Here is a 15,882-nt window from a genome sequence, read left to right on the forward strand (position 1 = left end):
CATCCTGCTTCATCCTGTATTGAAAAATGTTTTTAAATAAAAAAACTAGTAAACTTTATATTTACCGGCTATATTATACAATTCGAATGTAATTCTAATACTTCACAACTTTATTTTCTCCATTTGCAAAAGATACTTTTACTGTATTTTCTTCCGAAGAAAAATCAATCTTTTTAACAGCTAATAATTCTTTATCAGACCATTTTTCTCCTGACTTTTTCCAAAGCATTAAAGTAGCATAAATAGTGGATTGTTCTTTTTGAGGAACATAGTTATTCGAAAGATTAATAACCGAACTTTCATCAGCTTCGGGATGCAAACCTTTGGCTGTAACAACTTCTGATTTATCCCAACCCAGAAGCGGAATCATTGCTAATTGGTATTTTCCATTATCAATAATTGTCACTTCATGATTTTTTATTTTTCGAATAGTAGTTTTAATTTCACCATTCAATTTTGGTAAGGCATAATGTCCTAAACGCATTGCTAATGGCACAGTACTATTATTTTTATCCACTCTTAAAATTCCGTTTGCCAATGGAATATCAGCAAGATTGAATTTTACATTTGCATCGGTTTCTAAAACTACATCTCTGTAATAAATGCCATCTTCAAACTTTTTAAAATTGTACAAACGAAAAGCTTCCCATTTATCTGATTTATTTTTGATGACATAATTCATCGCTACTTCGCCATTTTCACCATCAGCCTGCCAGAGAAAAGCGCTGTTATACGAAAGTCGGTTGTAGTTTTCGGTCGATCTGAATTTTTGCCAGTCGTCTTTTACTTTGGCATTACACCAGGCTCTTACTTCCGAAGCGCCAATATTTGGATAATCAGTAATCAGAATTTCAGAAATGCCCTGAAATTTATTGTACACCTTATTTTTCCTGAATTCGGTTTCCCAGGCACCATTATTTTCTTTGGCTGTCCAAAACGGATTATCATCAGGAACTAATAAACCGAAAAATATTTTTCCCATCCAATACACACTTCCGCGACAGCTGTAAATTTGTACCGCAGGTTCGAAAGGTCCATAAACGCCCAATGTAGGAACATTATCCTGCATAAAATCAGGATGTGTAAAAAATTGTTTTATCACTCCCGAAGCTATTCTTCGCATCCAACCGTAATTAATCGATGCATCTTTTTGAAATCCCATTAATGGAAACGGAATCACAGCTCCTACTCTGTAACTCATGCTTCTGCCCCACACAATCATTTCGCCATTCTCACTAAATAAATACGGATAATTATTGTTTAAATCGCTAAAGTTTTTTTCAAATTTGGCAGCATATTCCGGGTAATATTTCTTTCCAAAATATTCTGACCACATCATACCATACATTTGAAAAGCCCACATACTGTAATAATCATACGCCGGACTGTCGTTGTACCAACCATTTCCACGATAATCTAACAACGATTTATCTAAATATTCGACCAATAATTTTTCGTTGACAGCATAACCGTGTTGTTTAAAGAAACTCAGCACAAAAATGTTGAAGAATTTCCAATTCGAATTCACCGTAGGTCCATCGCCATAACTCAACATTGATTTTGCCAAAGCATCTTTTTGTTCCTGAGTCAAAGGATTCCACAATACTTCAGGGTTAACCAATAACGAAATGGATAAAGCACCAAATTCTACTAAATTCTGACTTGGCCCGCCATTTTTAGAACGAGGAACAATATATGAAGCACTTTTAGGATTAGTTAATTGCGTAATTTGGTGTCGGTAATAATCGGCAACTTTTATGTTATTGATTACTAATTCCGGATTTTCTTTTAAAAGAGGAGCTGCTACAAATAGCGTTCTGCATAAGCCTTCCAGTTTTTCAGTTGGAACTTTAGACTCATCCTGCGGATAACTTTTCCCTTCTTGTTTTGGGAATTTCATTGGATCATCTAATGAATGAATGTAACCGAAAGCACCTTCCAGAAGATACATCGCAGCATCTTTCCAGTGCTGTTTTGTCATTCCTGTTTCAGGACTTAATTTAAAATCAGGATTCTTAATTTCGAATACTGAATTTGTTGGTTTTTCAACTGCTTGTTGCGCCCAGATGGGTAATCCAAAAAGTAATAGTAAAACTAAAAGTTGGTGATTTTTCATAAATTTTAAACGAAATTTTGGTTTGGTTGTTTCAAAGATAAAAAGTCAATCTATCTAATAGCACTACTTCCTACCAGTTTGTTACTAACTTTAAAAACAAAAAGCACTTATAAAAGTGCTCTCTGTTCTTTAGATGATAGTTGTATTTTTAATTCTTCTTCACAGGATTAATTCCCTCATGAGTAGGAACCACTTGCTTTATAGTTCCGTCAGCATTGAATTCTAATTTATCAATGGCGACTTCACGATGAAAACCTGCTGCGCCACCCATACTTATTCCTGTAGGATATGAAAAACGATGATACACAATATACCATTCGTCTTTTTTAGGTACTTTCACTACCGAATTATGTCCAGTTGCATAAATTCCATCTTCTTTTTTTCCTTGTATAACAATATTGTTTTCAGGAAATTCTAAAGGCCCAACAGGAGAATTTGAAACCGCATATCTCACTTTATAGTTTGGACTTCTGGTATCGTCTTCGCTCCACATAAAGTAATATTTACCATTTCTGTAAAACACATAGGTTCCTTCGCGGTAACTATTATTTACAGTAATTATTTTAGTACTTCCCGGTTTTAACGAAACCATATCCGGATTTAACTCAGCTACAGCCATGTACATATTTCCCCAGTACAAATAACTTTTTCCTGTTTTTGGATCAGTAAAAACATCGGGATCAATTTCCTGACCGTCTTTTATGCCTTCAGGTCGGGTAGCTACAATTGGTTTTCCGCTATCTTTAAATGGACCTGTAGGATTGTCTGAAACGGCAACACCTACTTTTTGTGCGCCTGTATAATAGTAGAAATACTGATATTTACCTTTTATTTTTTTCTCAATAATACAAGGTGCCCAGGCATTTCTTCCCGCCCAGGGAACATCTTTTTTAAGGTCTAAAATAACTCCTTCCGGTTTCCAATCGACTAAATTATCTGATGAAAAAGCTTTAAAATAGTAACCTCCCCAACCATCAAATCCGTCACTGGTTGGGTAGATATAATATTTCCCTGTTTTCTCAGCGTACAAAACTTCAGGATCAGCATGATAACCTTCCAGAACCGGATTATTGTTGATTTGTGGATAGTCTTTTGGCTTGCCCCATTTGGCAATTAATCGTTTTAATTCGGTACGGGTAATCGGTAAAATCGTTCCGTGACGCGGATGAAAATCCATGGATATTTCGCTATCAATTACGGTGAAATTTTCTAAATCTTTCGTTTTTGTAAATTGGTATTTTCCTTTGGTATAAACATCATACATCAGGATGTACTCGTCAGAATTATTTAGTTTGAATACACTAGAACCTTCGACCCCATCTTTTGTTTTTTGTAAATAATTATCGTTTTCTTTCCAATTTCCAGAAGTTAAATCAGTCGTTGTTGCCACTTTAATTCCTGGTGTATTGGTTTCTGTTTTATAAAAAAGATGGTAAACGCCGTCTTTCTCGATAATATCACCATCAATACAAGCATTTTTAGCCTTTGGAACAAACAATACTTTTGGCTCAGATTCTAAGGCTGTAAAATCCTTATTAGCATAAGCATAATAAATAATATCAGGGCCACCAGCGTGTTGCATACTGAAATAAATCATGTATTTACCCGCTTTAGCATCATAGATAGTTTGTGGCGCCCAGACACGTTTTAAGTTTTCGTTTCCAGGAAAAGTCTTTTGGATATTGACTATGTTGCTTTTCCAGTTAACCAAATCGGTGCTTTTTAATAACACCATCGCCCGATTAGAATCCCAACCTTTGGAAGAAGTCATATCAGTCAACACCATGTAAAATGTTTTGCCGTCGTCACCTCTTAAAATATGCGGATCACGAACACCACCTGTAGAACTGATTATTTTACTATCCAAAATAGGTTTGTTATCATTAAGATGATAATAATGATAGCCGTCTGCACTAATGGCGTAACGCACCGCTTCTTCTTCGACAGCATTTCCTGTGAAATACACAAACAAATAAGCTGTCAAATCTTTTTCGGCAATAACTGGCGGAACTCCGTTTTTATTTTGAGCTTTTGAAAAACTAATTACTAGTAAAAACAAAAGCAAACTGAATTGTACTTTACGCATTATTTTTTGACTTTTAATTTATACAAAACAGAAGCGTGTTTGTTTAATGTAGCCGAAACTTCATTAGTAACTGCACCTACTTTTTTCCCTGTCCATAGATTAGTAACTTCGGCATTTTTAATTCCTAAATCAGATAAAGAAACGGTAACATTTTCAGTCTTTTTATCTGAGATATTAAACAATGCTAAGTAAATACTTCCGTCTTTTGGATTTTTTGAAGTCACTGCCACTTTTCCGTCTTTTTGAAAAAGTTGTTTTACATCAGTACTTTCACGGTGCATTTTTAGGACTTCTTTATTGGTCAATAATGATAATGTAAACGCATCATTACTTGGTAAATCTCCACCAAAGAACAATGGCGATTTAAAGATGTTGAAAAAGGTAATCAAAGTATATTGTTCATCTTTAGTTAAACGGGACATTCTGTCTTCGCCACGTTCTCCTCTTAACGAAATTCTTCCTAATGGAATCATATCACAATCAGGCCAGGTTCCCGGAGCGATATACGGATACCATTTTTGAGCAACATCCATTAAATGCGTGATGTGTGGCCAGGTATCCCAAACATCATCCACCATACGCCACATATTAGCATTGGTACTTACATGAGCAGCAGCCGAAATTGGCGTTTCTCCTGGCGAAGTGCTTAAAACTATTTTACGCCCGCATTTATCAATGGCTTTTCTAATCAAATTGATTTCTGCTTCGTGATACGGTCTTGACAAATCGTCAATTTTGATAAAATCTACTCCCCATTGTGCGTACAATTCGAACAAAGAATCATAATATTCCTGAGCTCCCGGTTTATCAGCAAGAATAGTATAATTGTCTTTTAACCATTTACATTGTAAATCGGTAGTGTAAATTTGATCGGCAGTAATTCCGTTAGCACCTTTAATTGGTAACTTTTCTTGTACTGCTTTTTTAGGAATTCCACGCATAATATGGATTCCAAATTTCAATCCTTTACTATGAACATAATCTGCAAGAGGTTTAAATCCCTGTCCGTCTTTTGCAGAAGGAAAACGGTTTAATGCAGGCAGATACCTTCCGTATTGATCCATTACATAACGTGGATCTGTCTGATTGTAGCCTCCCGCTTTATCATTTTCTACAAACCATCTAATATCGACTACAATGTATTCCCAACCTGAACTTTTAAGGTTCTTCACCATATAATCAGTATTGGCTTTTACCTCATGTTCTTCGACTGTTGATCCATAACAATCCCAGCTGTTCCACCCCATAGGTGGCGTTTGAGCCCACTGTTTAAATTCTTCTTTTTTGAACACTGATTTTTGTGCATTGGTATTGACCGATACCAATACTACTCCTAGTGCAAGAGCAATTTTGTTTTTTAATTTCATTTTGGTTAATTAATATGTGTTAATATTACACTTCAAATATAATTAACTTTTTTTAGTATAAAAAGTTAAGCAAAAACTATATTGTAAAAAGTGCTTTATTTAACATTAATAGTTACTTCAACGGGTTTTAACCAAGGGCTTGAAAACTGAACTTTTATAGGTTCGTTAGCTCCATTAGCCTGAATATAAGCTAAAATATGTCCGTTAAAAACGCGTTGTACATTATCTGTATAATCAGTCATATCTGAATTATTTCCAGCTTCTAATCCTAATAAACTGGCTGAACCACTTAGAATTTTACAAGTAATTTCGTTATCAGAAACCATAACCGGAATTCCGTTTTCATCTACAATTTGCAACAAAATTTCGGCTACTCCTTTGTCTTTATTGATGACTTTATCAGCATTTTTTACAACAATAGCATGAGGCTGTTTTGACGAAGTAATAGCATAACGACTTACTTCTTTATTGTTTTTATCCAATCCTACTGCTTCCAGTTTTCCTGATTGAAACGGAATATCCCAAGAAATAATTCCAGTTTCCTGATCGTAGTTTTTCACTTCGCCAACAACTTTTCCGTCTAATTCAAGACGAGCTTTAGCTGCATTGGTATAACAAACCACTTTTACTTTTTGACCATCATTGTAATTCCACAATGACCAGGCATCCATTGATAAATCTTTTTTGTTTGGATTATTCGAAATATAAGTTCCAATATAAATCATTGGAGTATCCGACCAAAGTGACTGACGGAAATAACCTCTTGGCTTAATCAATCCAGCAAAATCAACCAATCCAGAATAAAATCCTCTTGATGGCCAGCGTCCTGATTCTCCTAAATAATCAATTCCTGTCCATAAAAATTGACCAAAAATATGTTCGTTGTTTTTTACCGCTAACCAGGCTTCATAATCATGACGGTTTTCGCTACCAAAAATTACTCTTTTAGGATATTTTTTATGATCGGATTGGTATTTACTTTCTGTATAATTATAACCTGTAATATCCAAAGCACCCGGATATTCCGTTTCATTAGACATTGCAACACCAGCTAAACCAGCCGTTGTAGGACGGGATTTGTCGTATTTTTTTACCGCTGCAACCAAACGTTTTGCAATTGCTCCCAAACGCATCGCATCCGGAGCATCTTTTTTATAACCACCATAAGCCGCTTGCGAAAATCCAGTATCACCACCACCAGCTAAAACCGGATGCGAATATGGATCATTAGGATAATCTACCTCGTTACCAATACTCCATGCAAAAACAGAAAGATGATTGCGATCACGACGTACAAAATCTTCCAAATCTTTTTCGGCCCAATCGGCAAAAATATCAAACGAACCTTCAAATCCCGGAGTGCCCTGATTCCAGCCTTCTAACCATTTACGCTTAGGGAATTCCCATTCGTCATAAGCTTCGTTTAAAACTAACAATCCTAATTGGTCGCACAATTCATAAAAATCCGGAGCTTGTGGATTATGACTTGTACGCACTGCGTTTACTCCTATTTCTTTCAGCGTTTTTAATCTGCCTTCCCAAACTTCACGAGGAACTGCTGATCCTAAAACTCCTGCATCATGGTGCAAACAAACTCCTTTTATTTTCATCCAATTGCCATTTAAAGCAAAACCTTTATTAGCATCGAAAGTAAAATTTCTAAAACCGGTTTGCGTTGTAGAATGATCAATTACTTGTCCGTCTTTTAAAACTGTCGTTTTTAACTGATACAAATTAGGATTTTCTAAATTCCATAATTTAGGATTATTTACGTTTAATTTTGCGGCAATTTTTCCTGATTGATTAGCTGCTATAGCAACATTATTACTAGTCTTCGCAACCGTTTTTCCATCATTCGAAATCAATTCATTAACAACAGTCAAATTTGATTTTTCAGCAGAACCGTTTTCTACAGCAACTTCAACATTCAAAGTTCCTTTGTTTTTATTTACTTCCGGATAAGCGTAAACTCCCCATTGCTCAATATGCACGGGATTAGCATATACTACCCAAACATCTCTGTAAATTCCTGAGCCTGTATACCAGCGAGAATCAGCACTTTTACTATGATCAACACGAACAGCTATCGTATTTTTTTCTCCATATTTAATGTATTGAGTAGCATCATAAGCGAAAGAAATGTAACCATTAGGACGTTTTCCTAAAGAATGTCCGTTGATAAAAACTTCGCTTCTATTGTAAACTCCTTCAAAATACAAGTACACTTTTTGCCCTTTCTTTGCCGATGGCACTTCCAAATTTTTTCTATACCAGGCAATTCCTCCCGGTAAAAATCCTGTTGCACTTGCCAGAGTAGGACTCAATTGCCCTTTAATACTCCAATCATGCGGAAGTTGTACCGATTGCCATTTATTGTCATTAAAAGAAGCATCCTGAAATTCTTTATTGTCCTGCAGAATAAACTTCCATTGATTATTAATTTTTTGAGAATCTCCAAATGCTATCTGGCTAAAAGCTGATGCATACGAAAACATAAGAATGGCTAATGCACTTTTTTTGATTGTAAACATATATTGTATTTTTAATAGAATGAACTCAAAACAGATTCAAAATTTTTATTCGAATAGCAAAGAAATGATTTAAAGCCTAGAATTATGAGGGGCAAATTCGCAAAAAATGAGGATAAATTCGTCAAAAACGACTTTTTATTAAAAAATAAGCTTACTTTTTTTGTTAAGCATAAAAAAACTCAAAATTATCATTCAATAATTCTGAGTTTTTATCAATTAGTTATTTATTTATAAAATGGACTATTTTATAATATTCAAATCTTTATTAAAAGAATCTTTATATTTTTTTACATACAAAGAAGGCGTCATTCCAAAGAGTTTGACAAATTGCTGTCTGAAATATTTTTGATCTTCAAATCCTACTTCGGTACTGGCTTGTGCAATATTCATATTTTCGGTAAGTAACAACAAAGCAGCTCTTCTTAATCGAATAGAACGAATAAAAGCATTCAAAGTTTCTCCCGAAATAATCTTGATTTTTTTATACAAACTACTATGACTCATTCCCATTTCGTTAGCAAAAATTTTAATTGAAAAATCCCTGTTTCCAATATTCGCCTCTACAATATCAATACATCTTTTTAGGAAATCCTGATATTCTGCCGGAACTTTTTGAGCATTTTCTTTTAATGTTATGCTGTCTAAAAAGTACTTTCTCAAATTGCTTCTGTTTCTCAATAAAGTATCAACACGGGCCATTAAAATAGCATCATCAAATGGTTTTGTAATATAATCATCGGCACCATCAGTTATTCCTTGTAAATGGGTTTCCGGATTATTAGAAGCCGTTAACAAAATCACCGGAATATGCGACAACTCTTCACTTTCTTTGATTCTTTTACACAATTCCAGACCATCCATGACTTCCATTGCAATATCAGAAATTACAATATCCGGCATGTGTTTTTTAGTCAGTTTTAATCCTTCGTGACCATTTATAGCGCTGTAAACCAAATGAGTTTCCGCAAACAACTGAATCAAATAATTTCTAATTTCGGCATTATCATCAATTATTAAAACTGATTTTTTTTCGGTAAGCAATTCTTTGTTCAGTTCTTCATCTAAATTAGCAGTATTTGAATCTTTGTTTTCATTCAAATCTTCGATCAAAAGTTCTTCAACTAATCCACTCATTTTAGGAACATTTGGATTAATTGATAAATTATCAAAATGCGTGTTTCCTTTTAAAAATGTTAATGTAAACGCACTTCCTTTACCTGGTTCGCTTTCGCAAAAAACAGTTCCCTTATGTTTATCTACAAAATATTTCACAATGTAAAGGCCAATTCCGAAACCGGTACTAATGGAAACATTCGAATCTAATTGCTTGAATTTTTCGAAAATAGCTTCGATATTTTTTTGCTCAATTCCGGTTCCTGTATCCGAAATAACTACAGAAATTTCAGTTTCAGTTTCGCTTAACTTCACAGCAATTGCTCCTCCGTCAGGCGTATATTTAAAAGCATTGGAAACCAAATTGAATAACGAAATTTCTATTTTTTCGTAATCCCCAATGATTATAAGTGTTTCCTGAGGAGCTTCAATTGTATAAGCAATATTTTTGTCTTTAGCCTGCGTTACAAAACATTGATAGACTTCCTGACACAAATGATTCATATTGATTTCAGACAATCGTAAAACATCAGCATCATTTTCGGCTTTTCGAAAAAGCAATAATTGATCTACCAAACTTAAAAGTCGCCTTGCATTGCGATAAGCAATTTGCAAATCAGCTTTTGAAGGATCATTTTCCGGACTTTCTTTCTTAATTACTTTTTTTAGCGGATTTATAATTAACGAAAGCGGCGTGCGGAATTCATGAGAAATATAAGTAAACATTGACGATTGTTTTTCGGCAATTTCTTTTTCTTTTTCCCTTTCTAATTCGGCTATTTTAACCTTGTATTTTAAACGCTCCTTATATTTATTGTACTGAATATAATTGTAAATAATTGCGATTCCGATAAACAGATACAACAGATAAGCCCACCAGCTGCGGTACCAGGGCGGTAAAACTAGAATTCGGATTAAGGTTTCTGCTTTGCTTGATTTATCCTGAAAATTAGAATTTTTTACTTTAAAAAGATAAGTTCCTTCGGAAAGATGCGGATAATTTGCCTGTCTATTTTGTCCTACATTACTCCAGTTATTATCCCAGCCTTCCAAAAAATAAGCGTAATTAATGCCATTTGCATTCGAATAATCCAAAGCTACAAACTCTATTGCCAATGTAGTTTGATCGTATGGTAATCGAATTTCTTTGATTTGATTTTGATTATTCCATTCGGAAATTAACTCTGGTTTGGTTTCGATAGGCTCATTATTTACATTTAAACCTGAAAGAAGAATTTTAGAATTAGAAACCGTCTCTTTTATTGTTTCCGGATAAAACAAATTAAAACCATTAATCCCTCCAAATAAAAATTCGCCCGAATTCAGTTTCAAAGCGGCATTAAAACTAAACTGATTGCTTTGTAAACCATCATTGGTAGAAAAATTTCTAAATGTTTTTGTCTTGTAATTTAACCTGCTCAAACCATTGTAAGTACTCAACCATAAGTTCCCTTTTTTATCTTCTAATATTCTTAAAATAGTATTCGAAGGCAAACCATTGGCAGTAGTATATCTTTTAAAAGTATTTGTCTTTCGATTAAACAAAAGCAATCCACCTTCCTGAGTTGCCACCCAAAGTTGTTTATTTTTATCTTCAAGAATACAGCGCACAGGATAAGAAACATTTATTTTTCCGTGTTTTTTATTGTTCTTATCAATCCAGATAATCGAAGTATAATTTCCTCCCCACAATTTTCCATCACTGGTTTGGGTTAAACATTGTAAGTTAGTAATGGTTTTATCATAAAGCTGAAAAGCATTTTTATTTCGATCAAAAAGATACAAACAACCTTCATTTGTAGCACTTGCCCAAAGGTTTTTTTGAGCATCTTCATAAACCAGCCAAATGTTTTTTTCGACTTGTTTTGAATAAGGATTGTAACAGGAATAATGGCTTATCGTATTCGTTTTTGGATTAATTCGGTTTACTCCTCCTGCCCAGGTTGACAGCCAAATTTCATTATTACTATCACGAATAATATTGGTTATAAAATTACTCGAAATTGGATTAGGAGAATTAGTATTGTAAACGCTATAAATATTCTTTTTTCTGTTCCAAAAACGCAATCCTGCTCCATCCGTTCCAATCCATAAATTTTGGTTTTCATCTTCACAAGCTGACAAAATAAAGTTCTGAGCCAGATTATTGTCTTTTGCATTGTACTTTATGGTTTTAAAATATTTGGGAACAGCACTAATCATACTAATTCCGCCCCGAAGCGTTCCTAACCAAATATTTCCAAAATGATCCTCATAAACACTCCAAACCGAGCTGCTTTTGATAATTTGCTGCTGATTGTCTTTTCGATAAGGAACAAGCTGTTGGTTTGATTTATTTAAAGTATAAAGTCCCGATCCATCAGTAGCTACCCAAAGCTGGTCTTTTTTATCTCTAAAAATATTTGAAACAATACATTTAGTAGTAAAATAATTTTTTGAAATAGAATAAGTAGTTGTATCAAATAAAAAAAGTCCGTCGTCTGTTCCTAACCAGAGATTTCCTTTGCCATCCGTTTCCATACACTTTACTTCCATAAGTAAAGGTGTAATTAATTTGATTTTTTTAGAACTATAATTGTAATTACAAATTCCTAAGTTTCTAACATATAACCAAAAACCAACTCCTTTTTTATCCTTTTGAATTCCTAAAACATCATAATTATAAGGATTAGCCGAATTGATTATGGGAATGATTTTTCCAATAAAAGAACCTTTTTCAAAAGCTATTAAGCCCGAATTTTGTGTCGCCAATAATACCAAATCATCAGAAACCGACTTGATTTGGTGCACCACGTTTTTTAAAACTATTGGTTGCTGCCCTTCTTTCTCTTTGAATTTTACAGAATAAAATAAGGCTTTTGATTTATCATAAACACTGGCTCCTTTATTTCCACCTACCCAAATATGATGGTTTGCATCACCTTCTAAGCAATAAACCGTATTATTAGAAAGCGATTTTTCATTATTGATTTCGTTTTTAAAGACCTTGAATGAATATCCATCATAGCGATTCAATCCATCGTAAGTTCCAAACCACATATACCCTTCTTTATCCTGATAAATAGTAGTAACCGAATTGTTTGACAAACCATCCAACATATCCAGAAATCTCACTGAATTTTCTTGAGAAAAACTGATAAAGGGATAAAAAACAAATGCTAATAATAAGGCTAGCTGTTTCAAAATGAAAAATTTAATATTTTTTAATTCACTGGAGTCTAAAATTTTATAAAATTAATCAATCTTATAAAATTGTAAATACAACAATAAATACAATCTTTATTTTAGAATAAAAAAAAGTGCGAAATAATAAAATTAAATCGCACTTTTTATAATATAATTTTAAAAATCTGCTACCAGAACTTCACGTATAAAGCAGCGATAATTAATAAAGTAATGATGATTAATACTGTTGTTTGTGGTTTTACCTTGAACATTTCAGTATCTAATTCGAATGCTTTAGGGTTTACTTTTGGTCCTGCAAAACTAATTCCAATCATCAATAACATCGTAAACAAGAATGATAATCCCATACAAATGTGGAACGGAATTTCGAAACCACCTTTACCATTTGGCCATGCCGTGTATAAGAATGTTTCGTTGCCAAACAATGCAGGAGCAAATTCATTAAATAAAACCGATAATAAGAATCCTGCAATTACACCAACAATAGCGGCTGTTCCTGTTGTTCTCTTCCAGAACATTCCTAAGAAAAACATAGCAAATACTCCAGGGCTAATAAATCCTGTATATTTTTGGATATAGGTAAATCCTCCTACTCCGCCAATTCCTAAAACGTCATTCCAAGTAAACAATACAGCCAAAACCATTGAAGCAAAAACCGCATAACGACCAATGTTTACCTGAGCTCTGTCTGAAGCTTCTTTTTGAATGTATTTTTTATGAACGTCTAAAGTATAGATAGTGGAAATACTATTTACTTTTCCAGCTAATGAAGCTACGATAGCAGCAGTTAAAGCAGCAACTGACAATCCTTTTAATCCTGTAGGTAAGAATGTCAACATCGCTGAATAAGCTCCATCTTTTCCTCCAACTAATTGTGGTAAATGTCCTCCTTCGTATAAAACATAAGCTGCAATACCAGGTAACATTACAATTACAGGCATTAATAATTTTAATAATCCTGCAAATAAAATACCTGTACGAGCCGTTGTTAAATCAGCTCCAAGAGCTCTTTGCGTGATGTATTGGTTACATCCCCAATAGTTTAAGTTGATGATCCAGATACCCGCTAAATAAGATAAAATTCCAGGAAAAGTAAGGTATTTGTCAATCTCTAATTGAGTAGAATTCTCATTTGGTCTTGGAATAATCATTTTAAAATGTTCCGGTGCTTTTTCCATCAAAACATTGAATCCCGCAATAGCGTCCTGACCTACACCAAAATATTGTCCAACAGTTGTCAAGGCAATATAAGAAGTTACTAAACCTCCAATAATCAAAACCGCTACCTGAATAACATCAGTATAAGCTACCACTTTCATACCTCCAAGAGAGATAATCAAAGCAAAAATAGCTAATCCTAACATGATTACATGAAGATAATCGCCTCCTGCTAATCCGTTGATAGCAACTGCTCCTAAGTATAGAATCGAAGTTAAATTCACAAAAACATATAAAAACAACCAGAAAACAGCCATAATCAATGCTGTTGACTCATTATAACGTGTTTTTAAGAACTGCGGCATGGTGTAAATCTTGTTCTTTAAATAAACAGGAATAAACCAAATGGCAATAATAATCAAAGCAATAGCAGCAACCCATTCGTAAGCAGCAACAGCAATTCCTAAGAAGAAACCTTCTCCACTCATTCCAATAAATTGTTCTGCTGAAATGTTAGAAGCAATAAGTGAAGCTCCAATTGCCCACCATGTTAAAGTTCCTTCGGCTAAGAAATACGCCTTAGCATCGTGTTCGTTTTTCTCGCGTTTGCGATAAACGATATATCCGTAAATAGATACAATTAAAAAATAGATGATAAATACTGCATAATCTGCAAATTCGAGACTTGAGCTCATAAGAAAACGTTTTTTTTAGTTAGTTAATAATAGATTTTAGTTGATAATTTATATTTTTTTATGATAACTCAGTGTAATAATCATTCTAAAAACGCAATGAGAATAATTTATTCGTAATGATTTATCACCTTAGAATTTCGTTGCAAATACTGTTATAAAATAGTACATCAATTATATTTTTGTACATTTTTTATGAAAAACGAAATCCAAAAGTAAAATAAAAAAGCTTACCTACATCATTTTTTTAAATGTAATTCCAACATTTAATAAACAAACAGAACATAAAAACCTAAAAAACAACAATTTAACAATTAAAAAAACTGGTATGGTTCATTAAAATTTAACTAAAAACAGTCTAAATAATTTTAAAAAATCTTACATTATTTAATTGAAAACATAAAGAATTGCCGTTATTAAGAAATCAATACAACATTTGAATTTCTTTAATTCCATATTCTTCAATACGATCGTTTTCTAATAAAAGCACTAACTTTCCTCTATTCGAAACTCCTTTTATAATTCCCATAAAAGGTTTTTGATTAGCAATTGAAAAAGCCATTGGAATTCCTTTTTTAAAAAGTAAGTCTAAATAACTTTTCCATAAAACATCAGGATTAGTGCTAAGAAGTTCGAAATTTACTTTTAATCTTTCTACTATCAGTACTACCAATTCGTCTTTATCAAAAGTAGCATTAGCCACAACTGCCATCGACGAAGCTTTGGGTAAATTATCAAAATCAGTTTGATTAACATTTAAACCAATTCCAATAATTGTAGTAATGGAACCATCGCTTTTAAAACTATTTTCAATTAAAATGCCAGCCAATTTAAAATTATCTGACATAATGTCGTTAGGCCATTTAATGCTTAAATTCTTTATACTAAAAGTTTTCAGCACTTCAATCACTGCTAATGCGGTGGCAATATTGAGTTTATAAATTTCATCTGAATTCACTAACAAATCCTTTACAAAAACACTCATTATTAGATTTTTAGACTTTTCAGAATTCCAAACTGCCCCCATTTGCCCCTTGCCTTTTGTTTGATTTTCAGCAGTAACAACTGTGTAGTTTTCAAGTTCCTGTGTAGCTGATATTCCTTTGAGAAAATCATTTGTAGAATCTATGGCATCGAGTTTGATTAGTTTCATTAGCAATTATTTTTGTAACATATTTTAATATTATGTTAAGGTTCAAAAATAATGACAAAAAATGGTAACTTTACACACTTATTATTAAAAATAATTCATGGCAAAAAAAACTGTAAATAATGATGCCTTATTAGCAAACATTATCAAAGGAATAGAAGAAGTAAAAGGAAATGATATAGATATTCTCGATCTTAGAGAAATTGACACCGCAGTTTGCGACTATTTTGTTATCTGCAACGGAAATTCAAATACTCAGGTTAACGCAATTGTTAACTCCATTCAAAAAGTTGTTTCAAAAGAAATTAAAGATAAACCATGGCATGTTGAAGGAACTGACAATGCCGAATGGGTACTTATGGACTATGTAAACATTGTAGTGCATGTTTTCCAAAAACAAATTAGAGAATATTACAATATCGAAAGTTTGTGGGGAGACGCAAAAATAACTACAATTGTAAATAAATACTAAAGAAGACAATA

At 33.3% G+C, this 15,882-nt stretch carries 8 protein-coding genes; 1 reads left to right on the forward strand and 7 read right to left on the reverse strand.

Going from position 1 to position 15,882, the window contains the following annotated elements:
* Positions 1-94: 94 nt before the first annotated feature.
* The 7 genes from FEM21_RS06785 to FEM21_RS06815 form a co-directional block, all read right to left on the reverse strand.
* Complete coding sequence (locus FEM21_RS06785) at positions 95-2,116, reverse strand: DUF2264 domain-containing protein (RefSeq protein WP_035659074.1); 2,022 nt, start codon at positions 2,114-2,116, stop codon at positions 95-97.
* Positions 2,117-2,264: 148 nt separating this feature from the next.
* Complete coding sequence (locus FEM21_RS06790) at positions 2,265-4,202, reverse strand: family 43 glycosylhydrolase (RefSeq protein ID WP_035659075.1); 1,938 nt, start codon at positions 4,200-4,202, stop codon at positions 2,265-2,267.
* Positions 4,202-5,569 (reverse strand): glycoside hydrolase family 27 protein, encoded by a 1,368-nt coding sequence (locus FEM21_RS06795; RefSeq protein ID WP_035659076.1) that lies wholly within the window; start codon positions 5,567-5,569, stop codon positions 4,202-4,204. The genes FEM21_RS06790 and FEM21_RS06795 overlap by 1 nt, the downstream gene beginning before the upstream one ends.
* A gap of 95 nt (positions 5,570-5,664) precedes the next feature.
* The gene (locus FEM21_RS06800) at positions 5,665-8,100 is read right to left on the reverse strand and encodes a sugar-binding domain-containing protein (RefSeq protein ID WP_035659078.1); all 2,436 of its coding nucleotides are present in this window, start codon (positions 8,098-8,100) and stop codon (positions 5,665-5,667) included.
* Positions 8,101-8,340: 240 nt separating this feature from the next.
* Positions 8,341-12,396, reverse strand: coding sequence for a hybrid sensor histidine kinase/response regulator transcription factor (locus FEM21_RS06805; RefSeq protein WP_236353560.1), 4,056 nt, complete (start codon positions 12,394-12,396; stop codon positions 8,341-8,343).
* A 170-nt stretch (positions 12,397-12,566) separates the two neighbouring features.
* Positions 12,567-14,252 (reverse strand): sodium/sugar symporter, encoded by a 1,686-nt coding sequence (locus FEM21_RS06810; protein WP_035659081.1) that lies wholly within the window; start codon positions 14,250-14,252, stop codon positions 12,567-12,569.
* Positions 14,253-14,673: 421 nt separating this feature from the next.
* Positions 14,674-15,402 (reverse strand): biotin--[acetyl-CoA-carboxylase] ligase, encoded by a 729-nt coding sequence (locus tag FEM21_RS06815; protein ID WP_035659082.1) that lies wholly within the window; start codon positions 15,400-15,402, stop codon positions 14,674-14,676.
* Between the two features lie 97 nt (positions 15,403-15,499).
* Here FEM21_RS06815 and rsfS point away from each other — a divergent pair, with 97 nt between their 5' ends.
* Complete coding sequence (gene rsfS, locus FEM21_RS06820; protein ID WP_035659084.1) at positions 15,500-15,871, forward strand: ribosome silencing factor; 372 nt, start codon at positions 15,500-15,502, stop codon at positions 15,869-15,871.
* Positions 15,872-15,882 lie beyond the last annotated feature (11 nt).

Origin of the sequence: Flavobacterium seoulense (genome assembly GCF_000695795.1) — a bacterium.
GTDB classification, from domain to species: domain Bacteria; phylum Bacteroidota; class Bacteroidia; order Flavobacteriales; family Flavobacteriaceae; genus Flavobacterium; species Flavobacterium seoulense.